This window comes from Streptomyces sp. ME19-01-6, from assembly GCF_033793745.1.
Taxonomy (GTDB): domain Bacteria; phylum Actinomycetota; class Actinomycetes; order Streptomycetales; family Streptomycetaceae; genus Streptomyces.
In genome coordinates this window covers 135,033-161,097 of sequence record NZ_JARAXF010000007.1, presented here as the reverse complement: position 1 = coordinate 161,097, position 26,065 = coordinate 135,033, and the positions used below count along the sequence as shown (strand labels likewise).

Annotated in this window: 24 protein-coding genes; 12 read left to right on the top strand and 12 right to left on the bottom strand. The window is 72.3% G+C overall.

The window, feature by feature from the left end:
* Positions 1-7: 7 nt before the first annotated feature.
* Entirely contained in the window at positions 8-1,369 is a 1,362-nt protein-coding gene (locus PV419_RS19030; protein ID WP_319690486.1) for a hypothetical protein, read from the bottom strand.
* A gap of 530 nt (positions 1,370-1,899) precedes the next feature.
* Between PV419_RS19030 and PV419_RS19025 the strand changes: the two genes are divergently transcribed.
* Positions 1,900-2,181 carry a hypothetical protein gene (locus PV419_RS19025; protein WP_319690484.1) on the top strand — a complete coding sequence of 94 codons (282 nt, stop codon included), beginning with the start codon at positions 1,900-1,902 and terminating at the stop codon, positions 2,179-2,181.
* A 550-nt stretch (positions 2,182-2,731) separates the two neighbouring features.
* Here the strand turns inward: PV419_RS19025 and PV419_RS19020 are convergent.
* Positions 2,732-3,133: a hypothetical protein gene (locus PV419_RS19020; RefSeq protein ID WP_319690483.1), complete on the bottom strand. Its 402-nt coding sequence runs from the start codon at positions 3,131-3,133 to the stop codon at positions 2,732-2,734.
* Positions 3,134-3,417: 284 nt separating this feature from the next.
* Here PV419_RS19020 and PV419_RS19015 point away from each other — a divergent pair, with 284 nt between their 5' ends.
* Together PV419_RS19015 and PV419_RS19010 are read left to right on the top strand one after the other, a co-directional pair.
* Positions 3,418-4,716, top strand: a complete 1,299-nt coding sequence (locus PV419_RS19015) for a hypothetical protein (protein ID WP_319690482.1) — start codon at positions 3,418-3,420, stop codon at positions 4,714-4,716.
* Positions 4,717-4,820: 104 nt separating this feature from the next.
* Positions 4,821-5,387 (top strand): hypothetical protein, encoded by a 567-nt coding sequence (locus tag PV419_RS19010; RefSeq protein ID WP_319690480.1) that lies wholly within the window; start codon positions 4,821-4,823, stop codon positions 5,385-5,387.
* Positions 5,388-5,488: 101 nt separating this feature from the next.
* Here PV419_RS19010 and PV419_RS19005 read toward each other — a convergent pair whose 3' ends face one another.
* The 3 genes from PV419_RS19005 to PV419_RS18995 form a co-directional block, all read right to left on the bottom strand.
* Entirely contained in the window at positions 5,489-6,283 is a 795-nt protein-coding gene (locus PV419_RS19005) for a hypothetical protein (RefSeq protein ID WP_319690478.1), read from the bottom strand.
* 129 nt (positions 6,284-6,412) lie between these two features.
* Entirely contained in the window at positions 6,413-6,949 is a 537-nt protein-coding gene (locus PV419_RS19000) for a PadR family transcriptional regulator (protein WP_319690476.1), read from the bottom strand.
* A gap of 87 nt (positions 6,950-7,036) precedes the next feature.
* On the bottom strand, positions 7,037-7,654 hold the full coding sequence (locus tag PV419_RS18995) for a class I SAM-dependent methyltransferase (protein ID WP_319690474.1): 618 nt from the start codon (positions 7,652-7,654) through the stop codon (positions 7,037-7,039).
* A gap of 208 nt (positions 7,655-7,862) precedes the next feature.
* On the opposite strand from PV419_RS18995, the gene PV419_RS18990 reads away from it, so the two are divergent.
* From PV419_RS18990 to PV419_RS18980, 3 genes are all read left to right on the top strand, one after another.
* Positions 7,863-8,297: a roadblock/LC7 domain-containing protein gene (locus tag PV419_RS18990; RefSeq protein ID WP_319690473.1), complete on the top strand. Its 435-nt coding sequence runs from the start codon at positions 7,863-7,865 to the stop codon at positions 8,295-8,297.
* Positions 8,298-8,423: 126 nt separating this feature from the next.
* Positions 8,424-9,614, top strand: a complete 1,191-nt coding sequence (locus PV419_RS18985) for a zinc-dependent alcohol dehydrogenase (protein ID WP_319690471.1) — start codon at positions 8,424-8,426, stop codon at positions 9,612-9,614.
* Between the two features lie 109 nt (positions 9,615-9,723).
* Positions 9,724-10,176: a YbhB/YbcL family Raf kinase inhibitor-like protein gene (locus PV419_RS18980; protein WP_319690469.1), complete on the top strand. Its 453-nt coding sequence runs from the start codon at positions 9,724-9,726 to the stop codon at positions 10,174-10,176.
* A gap of 28 nt (positions 10,177-10,204) precedes the next feature.
* On the opposite strand, the gene PV419_RS18975 is transcribed toward PV419_RS18980, so the two are convergent.
* On the bottom strand, positions 10,205-10,633 hold the full coding sequence (locus PV419_RS18975) for a PPOX class F420-dependent oxidoreductase (RefSeq protein WP_319690468.1): 429 nt from the start codon (positions 10,631-10,633) through the stop codon (positions 10,205-10,207).
* Between the two features lie 124 nt (positions 10,634-10,757).
* Between PV419_RS18975 and PV419_RS18970 the strand changes: the two genes are divergently transcribed.
* Positions 10,758-11,168 (top strand): roadblock/LC7 domain-containing protein, encoded by a 411-nt coding sequence (locus tag PV419_RS18970; RefSeq protein ID WP_319690466.1) that lies wholly within the window; start codon positions 10,758-10,760, stop codon positions 11,166-11,168.
* Positions 11,169-11,265: 97 nt separating this feature from the next.
* A complete protein-coding gene (locus PV419_RS18965) occupies positions 11,266-12,261 on the top strand; it encodes a DUF6397 family protein (protein WP_319690464.1) in 996 nt (331 codons plus the stop codon).
* On the opposite strand, the gene PV419_RS18960 is transcribed toward PV419_RS18965, so the two are convergent.
* Together PV419_RS18960 and PV419_RS18955 are read right to left on the bottom strand one after the other, a co-directional pair.
* Entirely contained in the window at positions 12,198-13,058 is an 861-nt protein-coding gene (locus PV419_RS18960) for an acyl-CoA thioesterase II (protein WP_319690463.1), read from the bottom strand. The two genes, PV419_RS18965 and PV419_RS18960, sit on opposite strands and share 64 nt — an antisense overlap.
* Positions 13,059-13,148: 90 nt before the next feature.
* Positions 13,149-15,662 carry a DEAD/DEAH box helicase gene (locus PV419_RS18955; RefSeq protein ID WP_319690462.1) on the bottom strand — a complete coding sequence of 838 codons (2,514 nt, stop codon included), beginning with the start codon at positions 15,660-15,662 and terminating at the stop codon, positions 13,149-13,151.
* Positions 15,663-15,838: 176 nt separating this feature from the next.
* On the opposite strand from PV419_RS18955, the gene PV419_RS18950 reads away from it, so the two are divergent.
* The gene (locus PV419_RS18950) at positions 15,839-16,630 is read left to right on the top strand and encodes a metal-dependent hydrolase (protein WP_319690460.1); all 792 of its coding nucleotides are present in this window, start codon (positions 15,839-15,841) and stop codon (positions 16,628-16,630) included.
* A gap of 47 nt (positions 16,631-16,677) precedes the next feature.
* Here the strand turns inward: PV419_RS18950 and PV419_RS18945 are convergent, their stop codons facing one another.
* Both PV419_RS18945 and PV419_RS18940 read right to left on the bottom strand, forming a co-directional pair.
* Positions 16,678-18,459 carry an ABC transporter ATP-binding protein gene (locus tag PV419_RS18945; RefSeq protein ID WP_319690458.1) on the bottom strand — a complete coding sequence of 594 codons (1,782 nt, stop codon included), beginning with the start codon at positions 18,457-18,459 and terminating at the stop codon, positions 16,678-16,680.
* Complete coding sequence (locus tag PV419_RS18940) at positions 18,456-20,390, bottom strand: ABC transporter ATP-binding protein (protein WP_319690456.1); 1,935 nt, start codon at positions 20,388-20,390, stop codon at positions 18,456-18,458. Before PV419_RS18940 ends, PV419_RS18945 begins: the two co-directional genes overlap by 4 nt.
* A gap of 156 nt (positions 20,391-20,546) precedes the next feature.
* On the opposite strand from PV419_RS18940, the gene PV419_RS18935 reads away from it, so the two are divergent.
* Complete coding sequence (locus PV419_RS18935; RefSeq protein WP_319690454.1) at positions 20,547-21,284, top strand: L,D-transpeptidase family protein; 738 nt, start codon at positions 20,547-20,549, stop codon at positions 21,282-21,284.
* Positions 21,285-21,339: 55 nt separating this feature from the next.
* Here PV419_RS18935 and PV419_RS18930 read toward each other — a convergent pair whose 3' ends face one another.
* Complete coding sequence (locus tag PV419_RS18930; RefSeq protein WP_319690453.1) at positions 21,340-21,993, bottom strand: phosphoribosyltransferase; 654 nt, start codon at positions 21,991-21,993, stop codon at positions 21,340-21,342.
* Positions 21,994-22,220: 227 nt separating this feature from the next.
* On the opposite strand from PV419_RS18930, the gene PV419_RS18925 reads away from it, so the two are divergent.
* Positions 22,221-23,630, top strand: coding sequence for a cation:dicarboxylate symporter family transporter (locus PV419_RS18925; RefSeq protein ID WP_319690451.1), 1,410 nt, complete (start codon positions 22,221-22,223; stop codon positions 23,628-23,630).
* Between the two features lie 44 nt (positions 23,631-23,674).
* Here PV419_RS18925 and PV419_RS18920 read toward each other — a convergent pair whose 3' ends face one another.
* The gene (locus PV419_RS18920) at positions 23,675-24,118 is read right to left on the bottom strand and encodes a MarR family winged helix-turn-helix transcriptional regulator (protein ID WP_319690449.1); all 444 of its coding nucleotides are present in this window, start codon (positions 24,116-24,118) and stop codon (positions 23,675-23,677) included.
* Positions 24,119-24,244: 126 nt separating this feature from the next.
* On the opposite strand from PV419_RS18920, the gene PV419_RS18915 reads away from it, so the two are divergent.
* Complete coding sequence (locus PV419_RS18915; protein WP_319690447.1) at positions 24,245-26,053, top strand: ABC transporter ATP-binding protein; 1,809 nt, start codon at positions 24,245-24,247, stop codon at positions 26,051-26,053.
* The last annotated feature ends 12 nt before the right edge of the window (positions 26,054-26,065 follow it).

Genomic DNA, 26,065 nt, shown 5'->3' with positions numbered 1-26,065 from the left:
CGTGGAGTCACAAGCCGGCAGCGCTGAGGATTCGATACATCTGGGTCGGCCGCAGCGCGGAGTTGGCAGCGGCATCGTCGGCGACCTGGGGGTCGGGGTCTGAAAGCAGATGCTCCAGCAGCGCGTCCGTGATGTTGGGGTGACGGGCGACCCCGCGGCGTAGGAAGGACTCGGCAGCGGCGGCGAGTTGCTGAAGGTCTGGCACGGGTAGTTCTGGGTCCTGCAGGGCGAGGTAGCGCACGTTCGGGCTTGGTTCGTCAATGAACGTGCGCAGCATGTGACGGGGGAAGTTGGGGTGGTCGACGAGTAGCGGTCGGATGTGGAATACGTCGCCGTGTGCTCGTACCAGCCCTTCCAGGACTTCCGGTGGTGTGTCCGGCCGGCGGGCGGCAGCACGGCGGACTGCGAGTTCCGGGTCGTTGTCCAGCCGGCGCCATGCTTCTTCAGGTAGGTCGTGGCAGGAGGCCAGTACGCGCCGGAACGTCGTGTACTGGCAGTCCAGGTAGGTCATCCGCTCGTTGAGAGGCGCTTCGCGTAGCCAGTCCGGTTCGGCGAAGTTCCAGCGCAGAGCCACCTCGGCCTCAATGCTTCCGTCCGCGCGTTCGGCTTCTACGAGCGCATACAGTCGGTCCCGGGTTTCGGCGTCCACATGGCGACTCTGCGCCACCGCGACCCGCACAAGCGGGTCGTCGATGCCCAGTAGCCGGGCAACCATCTCTGCCGAAAGGTGAGGGTTCCCGGCGACAGCCTGATAAACCTCCTCTTCCTCGCTCTGCATGAGCTGCGCAAACTGCTCCGACGTGAGCGGGACGTAGCACGCCACGTTGACGCGCACGGCAGGGTCGGCAAGGCAACGCTCCCTCCACTCGGGCGGGACACCTGGTTGCCTGTGCTCGGTGGCGGCTGCACGGACCTGCGGATCCGGGTCGGCGAGTAGTCCCACTTGCACAGTGAGAGGCCGGTCATACCAGGCTCGCGCGACCGCGGCGCGCAGGCTCGGACTCGGCGCGCTGGCGAGTGCCGTTCGAGGCTGGCCATAGGCTTCCTCCAAGCCATCGATGCCGATCGTCACCTTGCGGTCCACCATGTCGCGGACAAAGTCTGTGTACGCGTCACGGATCGCCGGATCGGGATGCTCGGCGATCCTTCGGCGCATCTCCGCGGAGATCCGGTCCCCATGAAGGCCCACCGCGGTGCTGTCGTCGCCGTGCGTCAGCAGAGCCTCGACAACGGCGTCCTCCAGCCGCCCGCGACGCAGCGATATCCCGTGTCGGCCGGCCTTGTGTGTGGCCAGGCGCACCAGGACGTCCTGAGGGGCCGTTGGGTTCCGCCCCAGCCCGGACAGTTGCGGATGATCGAGGCTTGTCATGCGCCCAACCTAGTCGGGCCACTGAATGCCAACCCTCGATCGGTCCTTAGTCCGGAAAAGGGCGACGATCTCCTCCATGACGCATGGAAAGGACGGCCTCGCGATCTGTCGGTGATCGCCCATGGCCGCATAAATTCCTCAGCCGCTGACCCCTTCCTGGCTCCGGGCGCACTTCGACCCGTTGCCTTTCCCCGCCCGGATGAGCGCCGTGGCACGGTACGCCCGCACGCTCTCCCCGGACGCCTGCACCGCCCTGCGTGCCGCCCTGGACTCCTCCCCGGAGCCGGACGACCGGCACCTCGCGCTGTTTCTCGCCATCGCCCGCCGCGACCTCGATGCCGTGTCGGCCGCGCTCGCCGACCCCCTGCTACGGCGCCGCGCCCTGTCCGCGGCCATCCGACTGCCGGTGCCCGAAGAGGCCCTGGCCCCACTCGCCTTGAACCACAGCCGCTCCGTACGGCATGAGACCTATTGCGTGCTGCGCGTCAGCCGGCGTACCGCGCTCGCCGACCGACTGCTGCCGCAGGCGCATGGCGCGTACGGCCCCCGTCGACGCCGCCCATCTGCTTCCCGCCTGCTCGCCCGGCGTGGCGGCCGAGTGGCTGCCCCGCCTCGACCCGCGGATCGGGGTTCTGCACACCCTTGCCCGCACCGCCCCGGCGGCCGTCGCCGCCCGGCTGGCGGCCGACTACCGGGCGCGGGACGACCAGGGCCGACGGCGACTGGCCCACCGCCACCGACTGTTACCGCTGTTGTGGCCGAACGCGACACCGACGCCGGGCTGCTGCTCTTCGAACGAGCGCCCGCGCTGATCGACGGCCGCGGCGCGGTGGCACTGCTCCGCAAGCCTCGGGAGGTGCTGGCGATCCTCCGGCGAGCCGCGGCCCGTGCCGACAGCGACCGCGCCGACACCGCCCGCGGCGGCGGGTCGGAGCGGACGCCCGCCCTCCGGCTGCCTGCCGGGCCGCTGCCGCGGTCCGGGCTGCGGGCACTGCGCGCCCTCACCCCCGAGGAACTCGCCGAACTGGCCGAAGCGGCCCAGGCGAGCGCCGGCGGCATCCGCTGGTACGGCCCCGACCGGCTCGACATCACCCCCGACCCTCTGCTCACCCTGCTCCTCGCCGCCACACGGCGCCGCCTCGTCGAAGCCCGGATCCCCGCGCGCGGCCTCGGCAGGAGGGCCCGGTTCAACGCGCTCGCCGCGCTCGACCCGGCGGACCGCGCGGATCTCCTGCGCCCCGCCCTGGCCCGGCCGCACCGGTCGCCGATACTGCGCAACCAACTCGCCGCGCTGGCTCCGCTCGCCGACGCCGAACAGATCCTGCTCGAGGCGGCGACGGGACACCGCCTCTACGAACGCGCCTATGCCTGGCGCGCGCTCCTTGCCTGCGCCGAGCTGAACGCCGACCCCGCGGCGTTCGCGCGGAACGTGGCGGCCTGCGAGCGGGCCTGGCACGACAGGGAGGAGGTACGGCGCGCCGCGCTGGAGCAGGCCGCCGGCGCGCCGCCGCGGATGCTGGCCGCGGTACCGCTGAGCGTGTTGCGCGACGCGGTGCTGACCACCGTCCACTCCCGCGACTCCACGCCCGCCACGGTCGCCGCGGCCGAACGGTGGCTGCGCCGCACCACAGAGAGCGCGGCGGCCCGGGGAGACGGCGAGCGGGCGGCACACGCGGCCGGTCTGCTGTGCCGGGTGCTGTGCGACCCGCGCCGTCGCGGCCCGGTCGCGCCGCTGAGGCTCGACTCCCGGGCGGCGGCGGCCATCTGGGCCGGGACGGCCCCCGATCCCCTCGGCAGAGCGACCGACCGTCCCGCCGCACGGGTCGGCCGGCCGACCGGACAGCCCGATCCGCCGACCGGACAGGCGGACAACCACCTCCCCGCCTCCCGGCTCGTCCTCCTCACCGAACTCCTCACGCCCCATCTCGCCAGACTGCCCGAACTGGACGCACTGGTGGGCCACACCGCGCTCGACGGGGAGGATCCCGGGGCGGCCGCCCGCGCGGCCGCCGCATGGCTCGCGGCCCCCGCCACGCGGGAGCGCCGCTGTGCCCAGGTCGCCGTGGACCCCGTCGTTCGCCACGGTGGAACCGGTGCTGCGGACCCTGGCTGCCCGCCGCACCGATCTGTTGGAGGACGTGCTGCGCGCCGCCCGGCACGGGTTGTACGGTCAGCTGTCGCGCCGCCCCGCCGACCGCTGGGTGCCGCGTCTGCCGCACTCCGTCACCGGCCGGTGGCCCGCGCGGGCCCGCCGCCTGCTGGCCGCTCACCTCGCGGCGGTGGCCGCCGACGACGAGGCCCCGCCGCGCGCACGCGCCGACGCGGCGGCCCTGCTGCGCGATCCGGCGCTCCTGGCAGACCTGGCGTCCAACGCACCGCAGCCCGTGGCCGCGGCGGCGCTGACCGCACTGAGCGAAAGCGCGGCGCTCGGCGAGTGCTTCGACGCCCCTCCAAGCGCCCGCCCGAACGACCGGCGCGTCCCCGCCGACGAGCAGCCGCGCGGCGACACACCGGCCCCGGCCTCACGAACCCCGGGGACGCCCGCCCCCGGCACGCCCGACCGCGATGCGGCCGACCCGGTCGTCGCGGAAGCGCCTGTGCCCGGCGACGGGCCGGGTGTCGAGACGCCCGCTGGGGTCATGGGCGACTCCCGACCTGCCGGCCCGGGCGCGTCCGGACCGGATGGGCCCGACACCCCGGAGCCGCAAACCGCTGTCCTGGGCACGCCCGTCCTCGACGCGCACGGCTCGGCCGTCGGCGCGCCTCACACGCCCGGCCCCCACACGTCCGCTCGGGCGGTCCTCGACGCTCGTCCGGCCCCCGACGTCCTCTCTCTCCTCCTCCACCGCGCCGGATCCGGCGGAGCGCGCGGGCGGGCGGCGATGGCAGGGGTGCGGCGCCTTCTGGGTGGCGTGCCCGACCTGAGGGCCGTCGCGCTCCTCGCACCCGTCGTGCGCTCGGTGTCGGCGCTGGTCGGTGGCCGTAAGGAGGCCGCCCGCGCTCTGGCCGAGCTGCCCGGCGACGCGGCGTTCGCGGCGCTGCTCGCGGCCTGGGACGAGTCCGGGCAGCACCGGGACGTGCGGGTGGTGCTCGCCCGCCCGCTCCTCGCCCGCGTCGACGCGCCGGGCGTGGCCAACCGGCTGACGGAGCATCTGCAGGAGCCCGCCGTCCGCGAGGCCGTGATCGTGAGCGATCCGGAAGCGGCGGGCATTCGTGCTCGCTCGGCGTTTTTGTCCTTCCTCGCCGGGTGGTCCGTACCGGGGACGACGAGGCGGCCCGGGCCGCCTGCGCCGCGCTGCCCCACTGCATGGTGGCCGCGATGTCCGAGGAAGGAACCGGCGCGCTGACGGCGGCCGCTGTCGCCACGAACCGGCCGTCAAAAGCGTGGCGCGCCGCGGTGGACGCGCTCGGGTGAGTCGCAGGGGACGAGGGGGCCGTCGCCCTGCGCGGTGTGCTGGAGACCCTGGTCGCCCGGACGCGCGCCGACACCGGCGCCGACGGGCGGAGCGGACGAGGTGATCGCGCCGGCGCGCTGCGGCGGCTCGCCGGCTGCGGGTCCGCGGTCACGAACCGACTCGCCCAAGAGCCGGCCGATGAACTTGCTCAGGGCGACGCCGTAGTGGATGCGCTCCTGACCGCCGGGCTGCGCCGCGAAGCCACCGGCGCCGTGCTGAGCGTGGCCTGTGCCGCGCTGCGCGCGGGCGACCCCGGCCTCGGCCGCTGGGAGCGCTATCTCTCGCTGGTCCAGGAACGGCCGGATCGCCTGCGCTTCGCCGACTACCTCGCGTTCGATCACGACGACGAGCATGTGCGGGCGGCGGTGCGCACCGTCGTCGGCGTGTTGCGCGAGCGCGGCGACGCCCTGGGCGGGCTGACGGCGCTCGCCTTGGTGAAGGCGAGGGGCGGCAGGAGCGGCTGGCCGGGCCCGTGGCGGGCGGAGATCGACGAGCTGTGCGGGCACCCCGACCCGGACACGGCCGAGGCGGCCATTCTTGTCGACCCGCACCGCCGCTGGTGACCAGCGGCGGGAGGCGGCGATCCGTACACCGGAGGCGATCCGTGCACCGGCCGGGTCGGCGCCCCCACAGACCGAGGCGACGCCCCGGACCCGACGCCGGCTCAGCCGGGTCGTACGGCCAGCTGGTCCAGTGCCCTCAGCAGGCCCGGCAGCTCCGGCCCGCGGCCGACCGGCAGCACCTCGCCCGGCGCGTCGTCCATCAGCACGAACGCGATGTCATCCGTGCGGGCCACGATGCTCCAGCCGGGCCCGTCGGCCCGCAAAGTCCGCGCGTCGCCGGAGGCGAAGGCGGAGCGGACGCGGCCGGGTGGCGGAGGTGCGTCCAGGTATCCGCGCGCCTCCTCCAGTACGCGTCGCACGCCCCCGTGCGGCTTCTCGCCGGGAGATACGAACGTGACGTCGCTGTCGACCTGCTCGCGCCACAGCGCCCACTGCAGCGCTATCTCGTCCGCGCCCAGCCGCCGCTGCGCCGGGCCCCACCGTTCGGTGTCCGGCGGGGCGAGCGGCGGCGTGGCGGCCTCCCCGCCCTCCGGGCCGGGGTCGGGGTCGTGCGGCGCGGGGACGCCCGGCGTGGAGACGGCCACCGCGAGCGGCCAGCCGGGGAGGGAGGCGACCACCGCCCGGCCGTCGATGGCCAGGTTGTACTCCATCCCGCAGTCCCACGCGGCGACGGCGCAGGCGACCAGCGAGGCGTCATCGATGACGACCGTCCATCGGGCGCCGTCGCCGTCCTGGCCCAGCACCAGGCCGTACCCGTCCTCGTACGGCTCGAGACCGAGCGCGGCGCAGGCCTCGGGATAGTCGTCGCCCAACACGCTCGGGAACCCCGCGGGTGTCAGCACCACCGCGGTGAGCACAAACAGCGCGTCGTCGTCCGACTCCTCACTGGCGGGCACGGCAGCCTCCTCTTTGCGGTATCGGAATCCGGGGCCCAATGCGTTGTGCGGCGCACCTTAACCAGCCAGTAGCCTCGGCGTCGAGACTCCGTGCGCGGATGCGGACCGGGCCTGTCTGCCGCACCGCTGTCAGGCGCCGCCGGTCGCCCGCAGCGAGTCCAGGGTTCGACGCAGCCAGGACTGTTCGGCCTGGCTGGTGGCGCGGGCGATGGTGAGGATGCCGCGCCGGAAGGGATCCTCGATCTCCTCGGCGGGCAGCGGCCGGTCGTCGTCGTAGAAAAAGCTCATGGGCTGCCGCAGAAACGCGAGCCGGCGCTCCAGCACCCTCGCCTGGGTCGCCGGGTCCTCCAGGTGCCGCAGAAACGCGAGCACGGTGAACCAGCGGTTCTCGTCGGTGATGTCGGACTGTGGCGGCTCCGCCAGGCGGCGGCGGAGCTCGGCTCGGCCCTCGGCGGTCAGGGTCAGCACGTGCCGTGGCGCGGCGCCCGTGCCCGGCTGTGTCTCGCGGGCCAGCAGTCCTGCCATCTCCAAACGCTTGATCGCCGGGTACAGCGTGCTTTCGGCCACGGGTTTGACGTGCCCGGTCAGCGCGGCGATTCGCTTGCGCAGCTCATAGCCGTGCAGCGGCGTGTCGCAGAGGAAGCCCAGGATGGCGAGGTCCAGCATGTGCGCATTGTGCCGCACGGGCGCTGTATCTCGACTGCGGGATACCTCGGTAGCGATGCATCAGTGGCGATGCATCGCTCGATCGGCTCAGCCCTGACGGACCGCGAGGGCCAGGAAGCGTGTGTCCCGGTCCGCGTACGAGGTGAGCCGCCAGCCCGAACGGGCCAGCAGCGGGCGCAGGTTGGGCTCGGCCCGCAGGTCGTCGGGGGTGATCGGGCGGCCCTTCCGGGCGGCGAGCGCTGCCCGTCCCACGGGGTGGAACAGCGCGAGCCGGCCCTGGGGGCGCACCACCCGGGCCAGCTCTCGCAGCCCGGCCTCGGCGTCGGGAAGATGGGAGATCAGCCCGGCGCCGAACACCGCGTCCAGACAGCCGTCGCGCAGCGGCAGCCTGGTGACGTCGGTCAGGGCGAGCGCCGCGTCCCGGTGTCGGTCGGCGCGTATCGCGGCCGCCAGCATCGCGGGCGTGGCGTCGGCGGCGAGGACCGTTCCGGTGGGGCCGACGGCGGCGCGCAGCGCGGGCAGGGCACGGCCCGTACCGCAGCCGGCGTCGAGCACCGCGTCCCCGGCGCGCAGACCGAGGTCGCCGACGGCGGCGGCGTAGGCGGGGCCGTCGTCGGGGAAGCGGGCGTCCCAGTCGGCGGCCCGCGGGGCGAAGAATTCCCGGACCTCGGCCAGACGATCGGCGGGTGTGTGCTGGTGGCTCATCTGACTCCTCGGGCAGGCCGGATCTGAAGCAAGCTGAGGGAAAACCCTGAGTGAGAACCCGAATAGTGTGCACGTTCGGGCATCGACCGATCGTTCTGTCATCTGTCCCTGTCAAATTCCAGCATCTTCCGAATGCGCCCCCTGCGCGCGCCCCCTCCGGGCTAGCGTCCCTGGGCCATGGGACAGCTCCCGACAGAAGGAGACGGCCATGACCGAGCACCGCAGAATCGCCGCCCGCTTCCCGGACGGTCTCGACTGCCTTCTGGACGATCTGGTGGTCCGCGTCGGGGACGTACGACACGCCGTCGTACTGTCCGGTGACGGAGCGACGGTGAGCGCTTCCCGCGGGCTCAACCGTCGTGACGCCGAGCAACTGGCCGCTGTGGCCTCCGGCTTCCACGGCCTCGCCGTCGGCGCGGCGCGCCGACGGGCGCGCGGCGCGGCGCGCCAGACCATGGTGGAGATGGGGGCCGGCAACCTGTTCGTCGTGGCGGCGGGCGAGGGCTCGTACCTGGCCGTCCTGAGCGCGGCCACCGCCGACCCGGCGCTGATCGCCTCCGAGACGGCCCGGCTCGTCGAGCGGGTGAAGGAGCATCTGCGCGCCCACCCGCGCCTCCCGGAGACCCCGGCCGCTCCCGCCTGACCGGCTCACGCCGTACGCCCCCGGGCCCGTACGTCCCCGGGCCCGCACGGCGCCCGCGCTCCGGTTCGCCCCAAGAGCGCGGGGTACCCGGGGCTCCTGGGAAACCGAGGGTGAAGGGACGCGGCTATGCGAGCGGTGACCTGGCAGGGCAGGCGGGACGTGCGCGTGGAGACGGTTCCCGACCCGGTCATCAAAGAGCCGACGGACGCGATCGTACGGATCACGTCCACCGGGCTGTGTGGCTCCGACCTTCATCTGTACGAAGTGCTCACGCCCTTCATGACCCCCGGCGACATCCTCGGTCACGAGCCGATGGGGGTCGTCGAGGAGACCGGCGCCGAGGTGACCGGCCTGAACTCCGGAGACCGGGTGGTCGTGCCGTTCCAGATCGCCTGCGGCCACTGCTGGATGTGCCGCTCCGGCCTGCCGACCCAGTGCGAGACCACCCAGGTCATCGAGCACGGTATGGGCGCCGAGCTGTTCGGCTACACCAAGCTGTACGGGGCGGTGCCCGGCGGCCAGGCGGAGTATCTGCGGGTTCCGCAGGCCCAGTACGGGCCGATCAAGGTGCCCGAAGGGCCGCCGGACGACCGTTTCGTCTATCTCTCCGACGTCCTGCCCACCGCGTGGCAGGCCGTCGCGTACGCCGATGTCCCGCCGGAAGGCACGCTGGCCGTGCTCGGCCTCGGCCCCGTCGGGGACATGTCCTGCCGGATCGCGAAGGCCCGGGGAGCCGGCCGGGTGATCGGGGTGGACCTGGTGTTGGAGCGGCTGGAGCGGGCCCGTGACCACGGCGTGGAGGTGTACGACCTCAGGGCGTACGACAGCCAGGAGGACCTCGTCGACGCCATCCTCTCCGCCACCGACGGCCGAGGCCCGGACGCGGTCGTCGACGCGGTGGGCACCGAGGCCCACGGCAGCCCCATCGGAAAGACGGCCCAGCGGGCCACCGGATTCCTGCCGCGGGAGTGGGCCGCCAAGCTCACGGCGAAGGCCGGGGTGGATCGGCTGGCGGCGCTGCGGCTGGGCATCGCGCTGGTACGGCGCGGCGGAACCATCTCCCTCTCGGGGATCTACGGCGGCATGGCCGACCCGCTGCCCCTGCTGACCCTGTTCGACAAACAGATCCAGCTGCGCATGGGACAGGCGAACGTCCGCCGCTGGGTCGACGACATCCTGCCCTTCCTGACCGACCAGGACCCGCTGGGGGCCGAAGGGTTCGCCACCCACCACCTGTCTCTTGAGGAGGCGCCCCGCGCCTACGAGATGTTCCAGCGCAAGGAGGAGGGCGCGATAAAGATCGTCATGCGCCCGTGACCGCCGGTGTCGTCCATGACGCCTGCGACGCCTGTGATGCCCGTGGAGGCCGTGCCCGGCCGAGGGCGGCGGCCGCTTGGCCGCCCTCGGCGCGGGTACTCGGGTGGTCATGGCTGGAATCGAGCTCAACAGCGCCGCGTTCGACGACCACGACCGGATCCCCCGCCGGTACACAAAGGACGGGGAGGACCTCTCGCCGCCGCTGACCTGGTCCGGAGTCCCGGCCGGCACGGCCGAGCTGGCCCTGCTGTGCGAGGACCCGGATGCACCGTCCGGCTCGTTCGTCCACTGGCTGGTCACCGGCATCGCCCCCGCCAGCGGCGGGGTGGGCGCCGGGCAGACACCCGCGGGCGGCCTGCCGCGCACCAACGGATACCACCAGGAGGGCTGGGGCGGGCCGCACCCGCCCTCGGGCGGTCAGCCGCACCGGTACTTCTTCCGACTGTACGCCCTTCCCGAACCGCTGGTCCTCCCCGACGAGCCCTCGGCCGACCAGGTGCACCGCGCCGTCGACCGCAGCCAGCTCGCGAGCGGCACGCTGGTCGGCCTCTATCAGCGCTGAGTGAGCGATGGGTTTCGGCCGAATCCGGCTAGTCGGCGATGTCGGCGAGAGCGACGACTTTCTCGATGCGGACCCGTACCAGCAGCTCGCCCGGGACGCCATTGCGGGCGCCGTACTGCTCCGCGAGGTCCTGCCCCATGTACCGCGCCGCGATCCTGGTGGCCCAGGCGCGGACCTCCTCCAACCGGTCGCTGAGCTCGGCGCGCCCCTGCAGGGTGACGAACGAGAACGGAGGCCGACCGTCGTCCACGCAGAGGCTGACCCGCCCGTCGCGGGCCATGTTGCGGCCTTTGACGGTGTCCTCGCCCGTGTTGAAGACGATGTCGTCGCCGTCGAGCAGAAACCACACGGGCGCGATGTGAGGGCTGCCGTCGGCCCGCACGGTCGATAGTTTCGCGGTGTGCGTGCCCTCCGAGAGGAACTTCTGCCACTGATCCTTGGTCATTTTCCGTGCCATGTCTCCATCTTGTGTCAAGCGGCGCACATCGGCGCGCCGACAGGCGGGCCGGGTTGCCCGGAGCGCGGCAGTGAGAAAGGCTGGCCCGGCAGCTGTGGTGGATGGCCGGACGGGGAGGAACGGTATGGCACTCAGCAAAGGGCTCGATTGGCTGTTGGACGACCTGACCGAGCGGATCGCTCAGATACGGCACGCCTTGGTGCTGTCGAACGACGGGCTGGTGACGGGCGCCAGCTCTTCGCTCGTCCGGCAGGACGCCGAACATCTGGCCGCTGTCGCCTCGGGGTTACACAGCCTGGCCAAGGGGTCAGGGCTGCACTTCCGCACGGGGCGGGTGCGGCAGACGATGGTCGAATTCGAGGAGGGTGTGCTGTTTGTGACGGCCGCAGGGGACGGCAGTTGTCTGTGTGTGCTCAGTGGCCCGGACGCAGATGTCGGCCAGGTCGCGTACGAGATGGCGCTGTTGGTCAACAGGGTGGGGGAGCACTTGGGCGTCGAGGCCAGACAGGAGAGCGGCGCGCCCAGCGGGCTCTGAGCGGAGGTTATCCACAGGCCTGACGGGCGGTCTCGCTCAGCGGCTATCGTCGTCACTGTCGGTGATTGACCAGTCGCGGGGGAGGACCGTCGTGGTAGTGGGGGAACGTCAGAAGCAGAGGAAGAACCCGGTGCCGCCGGTGTCGGACGGCGCCGCGGAGACCGTCGCGTTGGACAGGGCCGCCAGGGAGCTGGGCCTCAGGCGCGGCGAGTTCGAGCTGGCCGTGCAGCTGGGCGAGGTGTGCACCGTCGCCGTGGGCTCCATGGACCGGCGGGTGGCGCGCGCGGAGCTGCTTCGGCTCGCGGCCGCCGAGGGCTTCCCGAGCGCGCTGCGCGCCCGGCTCCGCGTGGTGGGCACGGCCGAGGGAGCCGAGCTGCTGGGCATCAGCCAGGGCCGCTTCACCCGACTGGCGCGCGGTGGCTTCTTCACCCCGGTCCGGTTCTATGTGAACCGGTACCGGGCCGTGGTGTGGTTGTATCCGGCCGCGGAGCTCGGCGCGTTCGCCGAGCGGGAGCCCGCCTTGCTGACCGGCCGCATCCCGGCCGGGCTGCGCGCCACACTCGACGCTGGGGAGGACCAGCGGGCCGCCAGATGGCGCGGCCGCCGCGTCGAGCAGCTGCTCGCCCGGACCGATGACCCCTGGGAGCGGGCCGCGGTGTGGGCCGCGGTGCTGGCCCCCGCCGAGCTGGACGCGGTCGTCACCGACCCGGCCGAGCGGGCGTATGTGCGTGAGCTGATGCCCCGGCTCGCCCCGGTGCCCGCCGGGACCGGCCCGGCGGCGGAGGTGACGGCCGTTGTGGTGACGGCGGACGACCCCGCGGAGATCCGGCGCTGCCGGGCCGCGTTGGACTCCTGTGTGCGGGACGCCCGCCGGGCGCGGCCCATCCCGCCGCCCGTCCCGCGCCAGGCCGAGGTGGCGCAGTCACCGGAGAGCGAGCCCGCTCCGCCTCCGGCGCGGCCTCGCAGGCTCCCGCTCTGGCACCGCCTCGTCCGTGGACGACGGAGCGCGGCGGGCGGCCTGACGGCTCCCTACACGGGGCGGAAGAGCCCTTCCTGCACCACGGAGACGAGGAGTCGGCCGGCCCGGTCGTAGATCCGGCCCCGGGCCAGCCCGCGGCCGCCGGTGGCGATCGGCGACTCCTGGTCGTACAGGAACCACTCATCGGTGCGGAACGGCCGGTGGAACCACATGGCGTGGTCCAGCGAGGCCATGTCGAAGCCGCGCGGGCCCCACAGCGGCTCTACCGGCACCCGCACCGCGTCCAGCAGCATCATGTCGCTCGCGTACGTGAGTGCGCAGGTGTGCACGAGCGGGTCGTCGCCGAGCGGGCCGACTGCCCGCATCCACACCGCGCTGCGCGGCTCGGCGCCCTCGAGCTCCTTGGGCGTCCAGCGCAGCCGCTCCACATAACGGATGTCGAAGGGCTGGCGGCGCGCCATTCTCTCGAGCGACTCGGGGAGCGCCCCGAGATGCTCGCGGATCTCGTCGGCGAGCTTCGGCAGGCTCTCCGGCTCAGGCACCTCGGGCATCGGCAGCTGCTGCTCGATGCCCGGCTCGGGAAGATGGAAGGAGGCTGTCAGATTGAAGATCGTCCGACCCTGCTGGACGGCGACGACCCGGCGCGTGGTGAAGGAACGACCATCGCGGACCCGCTCCACCTGGTACACGATCGGCACCCCCGGCCGCCCCGGGCGCAGGAAGTACGCGTGGAGCGAGTGCACCGGGCGCTGCCCGTCGGTGGTCCGTCCCGCGGCCACCAGCGCCTGCCCGGCCACCTGCCCGCCGAACACCCGCTGCAGCGACTCGTCGGGGCTGAGGCCCCGGAAGATGTCCAGCTCGATCTGTTCCAGGTCCAGCAGATCGACCAGGCGCTCGGCGGGATTGGGCATCGGTGGTGCTCCTTCACTGGTGGTGCTCGCCGCGGGCCGGGCCCCGCTTGTTCGGGCCGCGCCTGTTCCGGGGCCGTGATGCCTGGGAGGCTACAGCTGCCCCACCTCGGTGATCCGCACCACGGCCCGGCCCTCCTCGTCGGAGGCCGTCAGGTCGACCTCCGCCGAGATGCCCCAGTCGTGGTCCCCGTTCGGGTCGTCGAAGGTCTGCCGCACCCGCCACAGCCCGTGCTCGGACTGCTCCTCGATGCGCAGCAGCTTCGGGCCGCGCGCCTGCGGGCCCGTGCCCAGGTCGTCGTACTCCTCCCAGTAGGCGTCCATCGCCGTCGCCCACGCGTCCTCGTCCCAGCCGGAGTCCGCGTCCATCTCGCCGAGCTCGGCCACCTTGTCCAGCGCGGCGAGCTCAACCCGGCGGAACAACGCGTTGCGCACCAGGACGCGGAAGGCGCGCGCGTTCGAGGTGACCGGCCTGACCTGGTCGGCGCGCTCCTGAGCCTCCTCCGCGGACTCCTCCTCGGGGTTCGCGAGCTGCTCCCACTCGTCCAGCAGGCTGGAGTCGACCTGCCGCACCATCTCGCCGAGCCAGGCGATGATGTCCTGGAACTCATCGGACTTCAGATCGTCCGGCACGGTGTGGTCCAGGGCCTTGAAGGCGCTGGCGAGGTAGCGCAGCACGATGCCCTCGGTCCGCGCCAGATCGTAGAACGAGGTGAACTCGGTGAAGGTCATCGCGCGTTCGTACATGTCGCGGATCACCGACTTGGGCGACAACGGGTGGTCGCCGACCCACGGGTGGCTCTTGCGGTAGAGGCCGTACGCGTGGAAGAGCAGCTCCTCCAGCGGCTTGGGATACGAGACGTCCTGGAGCCGCTCCATGCGCTCCTCGTACTCGACGCCGTCCGCCTTCATCGCGGCCACCGCCTCGCCGCGGGCCTTGTTCTGCTGCGCCGCCAGAATCTGCCGCGGATCGTCCAGGGTCGATTCGACGACCGAGACCATGTCCAGGGCATAGGAGGGGGATTCGGGGTCCAGGAGCTCGAAGGCGGCGAGCGCGAAGGTGGACAGCGGCTGGTTCAGCGCGAAGTCCTGCTGCAGATCCACCGTCAGCCGTACAGTGCGCCCCTCGGCATCGGGTTCCTTGAGCCGCTCCACCACGCCCCCGTCCAGCAGCGAGCGGTAGATCGCGATGGCGCGGCGGATATGGCGCAGCTGGTTCTTGCGGGGCTCGTGGTTGTCCTCGAGGAGGCGTCGCATCCCCTCGAAGGGGTTGCCCGGCCGGGCGATGACCGACAGCAGCATCGCGTGGGTGACCCTGAACCGCGAGGTGAGCGGCTCGGGTTCGGAGGCGATCAGCTTCTCGAAGGTGTTCTGCCCCCAGCTGACGAAGCCTTCGGGCGCCTTCTTGCGCACCACCTTGCGCCGCTTCTTCGGGTCGTCCCCGGCCTTCGCCAGCGCCTTCTCGTTCTCGATGACGTGCTCGGGCGCCTGCGCCACGACAAAGCCCGCGGTGTCGAACCCGGCCCGCCCGGCGCGGCCCGCGATCTGGTGGAACTCCCGGGCCCGCAGCGTCCGCACCCGCTGGCCGTCGTACTTCGTCAGCGCCGTGAACAAGACCGTGCGGATGGGCACGTTGACGCCCACCCCCAGGGTGTCCGTACCGCAGATGACCTTCAGCAGCCCGGCCTGCGCCAGCTTCTCCACCAGCCGTCGGTACTTCGGCAGCATCCCGGCGTGGTGCACCCCGATACCGTGCCGCACATAGCGGGACAGGTTCCGGCCGAACTTGGTGGTGAACCGGAAGTTCCCGATGAGCGCCGCGATCTCGTCCTTCTCCGCCCGCGAGCACATATTGATGCTCATCAGGGCCTGGGCCCGCTCCACCGCGGCCGCCTGGGTGAAGTGCACGATGTAGACGGGCGCCTGCCGGGTCTCCAGCAGCTCGGTCAGCGTCTCGGTCAGCGGCGTGGCGCGGTACTCATAGCTCAGCGGCACGGGCCGGGTCGCGGACCGCACCACGGAGGTGGGCCGCCCGGTGCGCCGGGTCAGGTCCTCCTCGAAGCGGGTCACATCGCCGAGCGTCGCCGACATCAGCACGAACTGGGCCTGGTCCAGCTCGAGCAGCGGGATCTGCCACGCCCAGCCGCGGTCCGGCTCCGCATAGAAGTGGAACTCATCCATCACCACTTGACCGATATCGGCGTCCTTGCCGTCCCGCAGGGCGATGGACGCCAGCACCTCGGCCGTGCAGCAGATCACCGGCGCGTCCGCGTTGACCGAGGCGTCGCCCGTGAGCATCCCGACGTTCTCGGTGCCGAAGAGCTTGCACAGCTCAAAGAACTTCTCCGAGACGAGAGCCTTGATCGGCGCGGTGTAGAAGGTGACCTCGTCACGAGCGAGGGCGGCGAAGTGGGCGCCTGCCGCCACCAGGCTCTTGCCCGAGCCGGTGGGGGTGGACAGGATGACGTTCGATCCGGACACCGCCTCGATCAGCGCTTCCTCCTGGGCGGGGTAGAGCGAGATGCCCCGCTCCTCGACCCACGTCGAAAACGCCTCGAAAAGGGCGTCGGGGTCGGCGTCGCTCGGCAGCTGATCGATAAGAGTCACGCCCCTATACTGCCTGCTTTCCCGCGCGAGCCGGGAACCGGCTGCTGGGACGAAGATCGTCCGCCGCTAGGCTGTGCCCGGCGAGTGAGCCGAAGGGGCGCACCGAGCCCCGGAGAACTTCCGAAGAGGCCGACTCCCGCGCACGCGCGGGCACGAACAGGGGCGGGGTTAAGACCATGATGGGACCGGCGCATTCGCTGTCCGGGGCGGCAGCCTGGCTGGGGGTGGGCGCGGCGGCCGCGGCGGCGGGCCATGAGATGCCCTGGCCGGTGCTTGTCGTCGGCGCTCTGATCTGCGCCGGGGCGGCGCTCGCCCCCGATCTCGACCACAAGGCGGCGACGATATCCCGCTCTTTCGGGCCGGTCTCCCGGGGCCTGTGCGAGGTGACCGACAAGCTCTCGCACGCGGTCTACAAGGCGACCAGGAAACAGGGCGACCCGCGCCGCTCAGGCGGCCACCGCACCCTCACCCACACCTGGCTGTGGGCGGTGCTGATCGGCGCGGGCGCCTCGACGCTCGCGATGACCGGCGGCCGCTGGGCGGTGCTCGCCATCCTCTTCGTCCACATGGTGCTGGCCGTCGAGGGACTGCTGTGGCGCATGGCGCGGGTCTCCAGCGATGTGCTGGTGTGGCTGCTCGGCGCCACCAGCGCCTGGATCCTCGCCGATGTGCTGCACAAGCCGGGCAACGGCGCCGGCTGGCTGTTCACCGAGCCGGGCCAGGAGTATCTGTGGCTCGGCCTGCCGATCGTCCTGGGCGCCCTGGTGCACGACATCGGGGACGCGCTCACCGTCTCCGGCTGCCCGATCCTGTGGCCCATACCGATAGGCCGCAAGCGGTGGTACCCGATCGGGCCCCCGAAGGGCATGCGATTCCGGGCGGGCAGCTGGGTCGAGTTGAAGGTACTGATGCCGGTCTTCATGGTGGTGGGCGGCCTGAGCGGCCTCGGCGCCCTCGGCATCATCTGACCCCGGCACCCGGCGGCGCGGGCCCAGCCGCGCCGCCGGGGCGGTCGCTACTGGTGCCAGGAGCGCCACAGCGCCGCGTAGGCGCCGTCCGCCGCGACGAGTTCGTCGTGGCTGCCCAGCTCGCTGATCCGGCCCTGCTCGACCACCGCGATCAGGTCAGCGTCATGCGCGGTGTGCAGCCGGTGGGCGATGGCGACCACGGTCCGGCCCTCCAGCACCCGGCCCAGGGACCGCTCCAGGTGCCGCGCCGCCCGCGGATCGAGCAGCGAGGTGGCCTCGTCCAGGACGAGCGTGTGCGGATCGGCCAGGACCAGCCGGGCCAAGGCGATCTGCTGGGCCTGCGCCGGGGTCAGCGCCAGCCCGCCCGACCCGACCTCGGTGTCCAGACCGTCCTCCAGCGCCCGCGCCCAGCCGTCGGCGTCCACCGCGCCCAGGGCCGCCCACAGCTCGGTGTCCCGAGCGGAGGCGCGGGCCAGCAGCAGATTGTCGCGCAGGGACCCCACGAAGACATGGTGCTCCTGGTTGACCAGCGCCACATGCTCGCGCACCCGCTCCGCCGGCATCCGGGCCAGCTCCGCGTCGCCCAGCGTCACCGTGCCCCTCCGGGGCGCGTAGATCCCCGCGAGCAGCCGGCCCAGGGTGGACTTGCCCGCGCCGGACGGTCCGACCAGGGCCAGCCGCGTCCCCGGCCGTACCCGCATCGTCACCCCGTGCAGCACATCGCTGTCCGCCCGGTACCCGAACCGCACCTCGTCCGCGCGCACCTCCCGGCCTCCGGGCGCCACCGTGTCGTCGGCCGCATCCGGCTCGATCTCCCGCACCCCCACCAGCCGGGCCAGCGACACCTGCGCCACCTGCAGCTCGTCGTACCAGCGCAGAATCAGCCCGACCGGCTCCACCAGCATCTGGGCCAGCAGCGCCCCCGTCGTCAGCTCGCCGACCGTCATCCAGCCTCGCAACACGAAGGCGCCGCCGATCATCAGCACCGACCCGGTGATCAGCGAGTACGTCACATTGATCACGGGGAAGAGCACGCTGCGCAGCCAGAGCGTGTACCGCTCCCACGCGGTCCATTCGCGGATCCGGCGCTCGGACAGGGCGGTCCGCCGGTCGCCCAGCCGCTGCGCCTCGATGGTCCGTCCGGCGTCCACCGTCTCGGTGAGGGACGAGGCCACCGCGGCGTATCCGGCCGCCTCCGAGCGGTAGGCGCTCGGCGCCCGCCGGAAGTACCAACGGCAGCCGATCACCAGCACCGGGAGCGCGATCAGCACCGCCAGCCCCAGCGGCGGCGCGGTCACGGTCAGGGCGCCGAGCAGCAGCCCGGTCCACACCACCCCGATGGCCAGCTGGGGCACCGCCTCACGCATCGCGTTGGCCAGCCGGTCGATGTCGGTGGTGATCCGGGACAGCAGATCGCCGGTCCCGGCCCGCTCCAGCACGCTCGGCGGCAGGCCCACCGACCGTACGAGGAAGTCCTCGCGCAGATCCGCCAGCATCCTCTCGCCCAGCACCGCGCCGCGCAGCCGCACCATCCGGACGAACGCGGTCTGCACCGCGAGCGCCACCGCGAACAGCGCGACGGTGCGTCCGATGTGCAGGTCGCGCTCTCCCGCGGCGAGGTCCTCGACCACCCCGCCCAGCAGCTGCGGGCCGACCATGGAGGCGATCACGGCGGTCGCGTTCACGGCCATCAGCACGGCGAAGGCCGCCCGGTGCCGCCGCAGCAGCTCGCGGACGTAGTCCCGCACCGTGGCGGGGGTGCCGACCGGCAATGTCGTCGCCGACTGCGGTGCCGCGGGGTCATAGGCCGGTCGGGCCACTCCGATCATGCCGACTCCCCAATCTTTCCGATCCGCCCCGCGACCCTCGGCCCCGTGGGCTCGTGCCCGTCCGTATCCCGGTCCGTATCCCGGTCCGCGTCCCGGTCCGCTTCCCGGTCCGTGGTTCGGTCTTCCTCCGGTTCGCGCGTGACCACCGCGCGGTACGCGTACTCGGTGCCCAGCAGTTCACGGTGCACGCCCGTCGCGGCCGCCTTGCCGTCCCGCACGAACACCACCCGGTCGGCCCGGTCCAGCAGCAGCGGGCTGGAGGTGAAGACGACGGTGGTCCGCCCCGTCCGAAGCCGCCGCAGGCCCTGCGCGATCCGCGCCTCGGTGTGCGAGTCCACCGCGGACGTCGGCTCGTCGAGTACCAGCACCTCGGGGTCCGTGATCAGCGAGCGGGCCAGCGCCAGCCGCTGCCGCTGGCCGCCCGACAGGGAACGGCCGCGCTCGGTGATCCGCGCGCGCAGCGGGTCCGCCGCTCCCGAGCCGTCCACCGACGCCTGCGCGAGCGTGTCCAGCACATCGCCGCACTGCGCCGCCTCCAGCGCCTCCGTCACTGTGACCGCCCCCGAGCGGGGCACATCGAGCAGCTCGGCGAGCGTGCCCGACAGCAGCACCGGGTCCTTGTCCTGGACCAGTACGGCCCGGCGTGCCGCGGTCAGCGGCACCTCGTCCAGCGGAACGCCGCCCAGCAGCGCCGACGGCGCTCGGCCGGGCTCTGCCTCCGCCGCGTCGCCGCCGTCATCGTCGCCGTGCGGAGCGTGCCCCCCGAGCCGGTCGGCGAGCCGTCCCGCCAGGTCCGGGTCTCCGCACACCACCGCGGTCAGCTGCCCGGCGGACGCGAGCACCCCGCTCGCCGGGTCGTACAGATCGCCGCCGAACTTCTCCCCGCCCGGTCCGTCGGCCGCCGCGCCCGCGCCGGGGTGCTCGGCGCCGGACGAGGAGCGCCGCAGCCCCAGCACCCGGGCGGCGCGCCGCGCCGAAGGCCGGGAGAAGGAATAGGCCATCGCGATCTCCTCGAAATTTCTCAAGGGGAAAAGCAGGAAGGTCACCGCGCTGTAGACGGTCACCAGCTCGCCCACCGAGATCCGCCCCTGGTGGGCGAGCGTCGCCCCGTACCAGACGACGCCGATCAGCAGCAGCCCCGGCAGGGCGACCTGCACGGCGGCGATCAGCGCCCACATGCGGGCGCTGCGCACCGCCGCCGCCCGCACCTCCTGGGAGGCCCGCCGGTAGCGGTCGAGGAACAGCTCCTCGCCCCCGATACCGCGCAGCACCCGCAGCCCCGCCACGGTGTCCGAGGCCAGCTCGGTCGCCCGGCCCGCCTTCTCCCGCTGCTCGTCCGCCCGCCGCGTGGCCCGGGGCAGCAGCGGGAAGACCGCCAGCGCCAGTGCGGGCACGCCGAGGGCCACCACCAGGCCCAGGGCCGGCTGATAGATGATCAGAGCCACGCACACCCCGACGGTGGTGATCGCGGCCGCCGTGAAGCGGGACAGCGCCTCCACGAACCAACCGATCTTCTCCACATCGCCGGTGGAGACGGCCACGACCTCGCCCGCCGCCACCCGCCGCGTCAGCGTCGAACCCAGCTCGACCGCCTTGCGCGCCAGAAGCTGCTGCACCCGTGCCGCCGCCGTGATCCAGTTGGTGACCGCCGCCCGGTGCAGCATGGTGTCGCCGAGCGCGGTGAGCGCGGTCAGCCCGGCCATCAGCCCGCCGGCCAGCGCCAGCCGCCCGCCCGAGCCGTCCACGACCGCTTGGACGCCAAAGCCGATGGCCACGGGGAAGGACACCAGGGCGGCCATGTGCAGCAGACCCCACAGCGCCGCCTTCACCTGCCCGCCCAGTTGATTTCTGCCCAGCCACCACAGGAAGTGGCGCCCTGATCGGACGTCGGGCAGGCCGGGATCGGGATACGGAAGATCGCGAATGTGCATGACGTCCCAGGTCTCGGGCGGGGTGACGGGCAGGCAGGAGCCGTGAAAGACTCGCGCCCCACCCCTGCGGCATTCAACTGGTTTTCCCGCGCCGGGACACGGAACACGCCAATCCCGCGTGCGTCGTCGTGACGCGGGAGTGGGACGATGGGGCACATGCGAATTTCCGGCACGACGTCCATGCGCGCGGCGGCCGCCACCGGCGCCGCCCTCATCCTCCTGACGGCCTGCGGCGGCGGTGCGGGCGGCGACGGCGACAAGAGCGGTGGCCAGGGCAAGCAGGCGCTGCGCAGCTCCGCACCCGTGTCGGACCCCACGCGCATCCCGGAGGTGAGCGATGCCTTCCAGGCGAAGATCCCGGCCGACTCGCGGCAGGTCGTCGCGGTCTACGGCAATGGCGTGAACTCCGCGGACGCGACCGTCGTGCTCTATACCAAGCAGGGCAAGAACTGGGAGCGGACCCGCAGTTGGGCCGCGCACAACGGCAAGCGCGGCTGGACGACGGACCATCACGAGGGCGACAAGCGCAGCCCGGTGGGCATCTACTCGCTCAGCGACGCGGGCGGTGTGCTGCCGGACCCCGGCGCCCGGCTGCCGTACAACCAGGCTGCCGCCTTCGCCGCCCCGCACTACTGGCCCAAGACCCACTGGCACGACTTCGACTACGTCATCGCCATCGACTACAACCGCGTCAAGGGCACCTCACCGCTCGACCCGACCCGGCCTCAGGGCCAGAGCAAGGGCGGATCCATCTGGCTGCACATGGACCACGGCAGCGGCACGTCGGCGTGTGTGAGCCTGCCCAAGTCCGGCATGGAGTACCTGCTGAAGAACCTCGACCCGACCCTGCACCCGGTCGTGGTGATGGGGGACAAGGCCCACCTGGCCGGGTGAGCGGGGGACCGGCCCGACCGGTCCGTCAGACCGGTCCGTCAGGGGGCCGGACCTCTCACCGTGGAGCGAGGGAGGCCCGCAGCACATCGATCACCTCATCGTCGCGGACCTGCGCGAAGTCCTCGTACCACAGGCCGACCGCCTGGAACGGGTCGGGCTGGTCCAGGCACACCAGGTCGTCGACCTCCGGGCGGACCGCCGCCACTGCCTCCCGTGAGCACACCGGCACCGCGAGGATCACCCGGGCGGGCTCGCAATGGCGTACGGAGCGCAGTGCGGCCCGCGCGGTAACGCCGGTGGCCAGCCCGTCGTCCACCACGATCACCGTGCGGTCCCGCAGGTCGGCGGAGGGGCGCCCACGGCGGTAGAGCTGCTCGCGGCGGCGCAGCTCGGTGCGCTCTTCCCGGGCCCGCGGGGCGAGCTGGGCGGGTGTCAGATCGAGCAGGGCCAGTGCCCGCTCGTCGTACAGCGGCGGGTCGTCCCCGGCGAGCGCGCCGACGCCCAGCTCGGGGTTGAACGGGGCGCCGATCTTCCGGGCCACCAGCACGTCCAGCGGCACCTGCAGCGCCTGGGCGATCTCGTCCGCCACCGGCGCGCCGCCCCGGGGCAGCGCCAGCACCACGGGATTCCTCAACCGCTCGCCACGCGGCGGCTCGCGCAGCCGCTCGGCCAGCTTCCGCCCGGCTTGCCTCCGGTCGCGAAAACGCATCGTCCCACCTCTCCGTTCTGTGGCCGTCCCCTGCGTCGGACCTCGAACCCGTGGGGCAGGTCTGTTCCGCTCCTCGCCCCTGAGTGCCCGTCGGCCGGGGCGGTATGCGTGGGCAGGATTTTCCCGGTTGTTACACGGGGCCCTTCCGCGGACCATCACGCTCCGCCATAGTGGCGCATCGCGGAATTCATTTTCCGTATCTCAGAAACAAGCCCGGAGGAGTCCACGTGCCGCTCGCCGCACCATCCCTTCCCCTGCGCGCCCTGAGACTGCTGCGCACCTCGCTGTTCACGCAGGTCGCCTGCGCTCTCGTGCTCGGAGTAGCCGTCGGGCGGCTCTGGCCGGACGTGGGCACGGCCGTCCAGCCACTCGGCGACGGATTCGTGCGTCTGATCAAGGCGGTGATCGCCCCGCTGGTCTTCTGCGTCGTCGTCGCCGGGATCGCCAAGGCAGGGGACCTCAAGGCCTTCGGGCGGATCGGGCTCAAGGCGCTCATCTGGTTCGAGGTGGCCTCCACCGTCGCGCTGCTCCTCGGTCTGCTGGGGGCCAATCTGGTGGGCCCCGGCACCGGTATGCATGTCGACCCCGCCACGCTCGACTCCTCCGCCGTCGACGACAAGACCGGCGGCGGACATCTGCCCTCGACCTCCCAGTTCATCCTGGACGCGTTGCCGGACAGCGCCGTCGGCGCCTTCGCCCAGAACTCCCTCCTCCAGGTCCTCGTGTTGGCCTGTCTGGTGGGCGCGGCCCTGCTTCACCTGGGCAAGACCAAGGTGCCCGCGATCCTGTCGGCCGTCGAACAGGCCCAGGAGGTTGTCTTCGCGATCGTCGGCTTCGTCATGAGGCTCGCCCCGCTGGCGGTCTTCGGCGCCATGGCGCATCTCGTCGGCCAGTACGGGATGGGGGCCCTGACGACGTACGGGAAGCTGATCGCGCTCTGCTACGGCGTCGCGCTGCTCTTCCTGGTGCTGCTCGGCGTCGCCCTCAAGGTGATCACCGGGCTGAGCCTGTGGAAGTTCGTCAGGTACACCCGCGAGGAGATGCTGCTGGCCCTCGGTACCGCCTCCAGCGAGACCGTTCTGCCACGGATGATGCAGAAGTTGCGCGCGGCCGGGTGCCGGGACGACGCGGTCGGGCTCGTGCTCCCCACCGGATACTCCTTCAACCTCGACGGCGCCGCCATCTATCTGTCCATCGGCACCCTGTTCATCTCCCAGGCGGTCGGTGTGGACCTGAGCCTGGGGCAGCAGATCACCGTCGTCCTCGTGTTGATGCTGACCAGCAAGGGCATGGCGGGCGTGCCCGGTTCGGCTTTCCTGGCCCTCTCGGCGACGGCCTCGGCCCTCGGGGTGATCCCCGCGGCTGCCGTCGCGCTGCTGCTCGGCGTGGACCGGATCATGGACTCGATGCGGGTGGCGACCAATCTGCTCGGCAACTGTGTCGCTGTCTTCGCCGTCTCGCGCTGGGAGGGCGCGCTGGACGTGGCGAAGGCCAAGCGCGTGTTCGACGGTGGGCAGGCGGCCGTGGAGGAGGAGCCCGCAGAGACCGCCCGGCCCACGGAGCACGCCGCACCGGCGGAGACCACGACCCCGGCCGGGACCGTCCCGCCCGCGGCGTCCCCCGCGTCCGGACACTGAGCGGCGTCACCGGGCGCGCGGAAAGCGCCTCGGGGGCGGGCTCCTCAGCAGCGGCCCTGGTCGGGTGTGCCGGCGAGCGTGTCCAGCAGCTCGCCGAGCACCTCGCGCTGCCGGTCGGACAGGGGAGCCAGGATCTCCTCCGCAGCGGCCCGGCGCGCGTCGCGCAGCGCGCGCAGCGTCGCGCGGCCGGTGTCGGTGAGCTCGACGCGCACCACGCGGCGGCTGTCCGGGTCGGGCGCACGGCGCACCGAGCCGTGCGCCTCCAGGGCGTCGACCAGCGTCGTCACGGCGCGCGGGACCACTTCGAGCCGCTGCGCGAGGTCCGCCATGCGCGGCGGCCGGTCGCTGTGCGCCGCCATGCGCAGCAGACGGGACTGGGCGGGGGTGATGCCAAGGGGCTCCATGTGCCGCTTCTGGGCGCGGTGCAGTCTGCGGGTCAGGCGCAACAGCTGCTCCGCGAGGAGGCCTGAGGTGTCGGAGGCGGGCATGATCGCAGTCTATCAGGACAAGGTTCATTGTGAGTATAGGTAACAATGAGCTATGCTCGGCAAAATGCTGCGCAAGGCCGCGCCGCACCCGGCCGCGGACCACCCATCCCTGCCCAGAAGGAGCCCATGCACCACGACGTATCTCAGTGGACCCCGCCTTCCGCCGATCCCGAGCAGCCCGCCCAGCTGCGGCGCATCCTCGGGCTCTTCCGCCCCTATCACGGCCGCCTCGCCCTCGTCGCCCTGCTGGTCGGCCTCTCCGCCCTGGTCTCCGTCGCCTCGCCGTTCCTTCTGCGTGAGGTCCTCGATACCGCGATCCCCGAGCGCCGCACCGGGCTGCTGACCCTGCTCGCCCTCGGCATGATCGCCGCGGCCGTCGTCACCAGCGTCTTCGGAGTGCTGCAGACCCTCATCTCCACCACCGTCGGCCAGCGCGTCATGCATGACCTGCGCACCGCCGTCTACGACCGGCTGCAGCGCATGCCGCTCGCCTTCTTCACCCGCACCCGCACCGGTGAGGTGCAGTCCCGGATCGCCAATGACATCGGTGGCATGCAGGCGACCGTCACCTCCACCGCGACCTCGCTGGTCTCCAATCTCACCAGCGTCGTCGCCACGGTCGTCGCGATGCTCGCCCTCGACTGGCGGCTGACCGTCGTCTCGCTGCTCCTGCTGCCGCTGTTCGTCTGGATCAGCCGCCGGGTAGGGCGCGAGCGCAAGCGGATCACCTCGCAGCGTCAGAAGCAGCTGGCGGCCATGTCCGCGATGGTGACCGAGTCCCTGTCGGTGAGCGGGATCCTCCTCGGCCGCACGATGGGCCGGTCCGAGTCGCTGACCCGGGAGTTCGCCCGGGAGTCCGACCGCCTGGTCGGCCTGGAGGTGCGCTCCAGCATGGCCGGGCGCTGGCGGATGTCCACCATCGGCATCGTCATGGCCGCCATGCCCGCCGTCATCTACTGGGCCGCCGGCATGGTCCTGGACTCGGGCGGCCCCGCCGTCTCCATCGGCACCCTGGTCGCCTTCGTCTCGCTGCAGCAGGGGCTGTTCCGGCCCACGGTCAGCCTGTTGTCCACCGGCGTGGACATCCAGACCTCCCTCGCCCTCTTCCAGCGCATCTTCGAGTACCTAGACCTGCCGATCGACATCACCGAGCCCGCCGAGCCCGTGCGCTTGGCGAAGGTGCGCGGCGAAGTCCGCTTCGACCGCGTCGACTTCTCTTACGCGAAGGACTCGAAGCCCACGCTCACTGGCATCGACCTGACCGTCCCGCCGGGCGGCAGCCTGGCCGTCGTCGGGCCGACCGGCTCCGGCAAGACCACCCTCAGCTATCTGGTGCCGCGGCTGTACGACGTCACCGGCGGCTGGATCCTGATCGACGGAGTGGACGTCCGCGACCTCGACTTCGACACCCTGTCCCGCGCGGTCGGCGTCGTCTCCCAGGAGACCTATCTCTTCCATGCCTCCGTGGCCGACAATCTGCGCTTCGCCAAGCCCGGCGCGACAGACGAGGAGATCGTGGCGGCCGCTCGGGCCGCCCAGATCCATGACCACATCGCCTCGTTGCCCGAAGGCTATGACACCCTCGTCGGCGAGCGCGGCTACCGCTTCTCCGGCGGTGAGAAACAGCGCCTGGCCATCGCCCGCACCATACTGCGCGACCCGCCCGTGCTCATCCTCGATGAGGCCACCAGCGCCCTGGACACCCGCACCGAGCACGCCGTACAGCAGGCCATCGACACCCTCTCCGCCGGGCGGACCACGATCACCATCGCCCACCGCCTGTCCACCGTGCGGGACGCCGACCAGATCGTGGTCCTCGACGGCGGCCGCATCGCCGAGCGGGGCAGCCATGACGAGCTGTTGGCCAAGGGCGGGCGGTACGCCGCCCTGGTGCGGCGCGACGAAAGCCTCGCCCCCGCGGCCCCGGCAGGGTAGGCCCAGCCCTCG

Bases quoted from the DNA above. Each gene is read 5' to 3' on its own strand.
- PV419_RS18915 (WP_319690447.1), top strand. From the start codon at position 24,245: ATGCACCACGACGTATCTCAGTGGACCCCGCCTTCCGCCGATCCCGAG.
- PV419_RS18945 (WP_319690458.1), bottom strand. From the start codon at position 18,459: ATGATCGGAGTGGCCCGACCGGCCTATGACCCCGCGGCACCGCAGTCG.
- PV419_RS19020 (WP_319690483.1), bottom strand. From the start codon at position 3,133: ATGGCCGCCGCCGCCCGGGAGTCGAGCCTCAGCGGCGCGACCGGGCCG.
- PV419_RS19030 (WP_319690486.1), bottom strand. From the start codon at position 1,369: ATGACAAGCCTCGATCATCCGCAACTGTCCGGGCTGGGGCGGAACCCA.
- PV419_RS19025 (WP_319690484.1), top strand. From the start codon at position 1,900: ATGGCGCGTACGGCCCCCGTCGACGCCGCCCATCTGCTTCCCGCCTGC.
- PV419_RS18950 (WP_319690460.1), top strand. From the start codon at position 15,839: ATGATGGGACCGGCGCATTCGCTGTCCGGGGCGGCAGCCTGGCTGGGG.
- PV419_RS18995 (WP_319690474.1), bottom strand. From the start codon at position 7,654: ATGAGCCACCAGCACACACCCGCCGATCGTCTGGCCGAGGTCCGGGAA.
- PV419_RS18970 (WP_319690466.1), top strand. From the start codon at position 10,758: ATGGCACTCAGCAAAGGGCTCGATTGGCTGTTGGACGACCTGACCGAG.
- PV419_RS18975 (WP_319690468.1), bottom strand. From the start codon at position 10,633: ATGGCACGGAAAATGACCAAGGATCAGTGGCAGAAGTTCCTCTCGGAG.
- PV419_RS18935 (WP_319690454.1), top strand. From the start codon at position 20,547: ATGCGAATTTCCGGCACGACGTCCATGCGCGCGGCGGCCGCCACCGGC.
- PV419_RS18930 (WP_319690453.1), bottom strand. From the start codon at position 21,993: ATGCGTTTTCGCGACCGGAGGCAAGCCGGGCGGAAGCTGGCCGAGCGG.
- PV419_RS18990 (WP_319690473.1), top strand. From the start codon at position 7,863: ATGACCGAGCACCGCAGAATCGCCGCCCGCTTCCCGGACGGTCTCGAC.
- PV419_RS18920 (WP_319690449.1), bottom strand. From the start codon at position 24,118: ATGCCCGCCTCCGACACCTCAGGCCTCCTCGCGGAGCAGCTGTTGCGC.
- PV419_RS18940 (WP_319690456.1), bottom strand. From the start codon at position 20,390: ATGCACATTCGCGATCTTCCGTATCCCGATCCCGGCCTGCCCGACGTC.
- PV419_RS19000 (WP_319690476.1), bottom strand. From the start codon at position 6,949: ATGCTGGACCTCGCCATCCTGGGCTTCCTCTGCGACACGCCGCTGCAC.
- PV419_RS18960 (WP_319690463.1), bottom strand. From the start codon at position 13,058: ATGCCCAATCCCGCCGAGCGCCTGGTCGATCTGCTGGACCTGGAACAG.
- PV419_RS18985 (WP_319690471.1), top strand. From the start codon at position 8,424: ATGCGAGCGGTGACCTGGCAGGGCAGGCGGGACGTGCGCGTGGAGACG.
- PV419_RS18980 (WP_319690469.1), top strand. From the start codon at position 9,724: ATGGCTGGAATCGAGCTCAACAGCGCCGCGTTCGACGACCACGACCGG.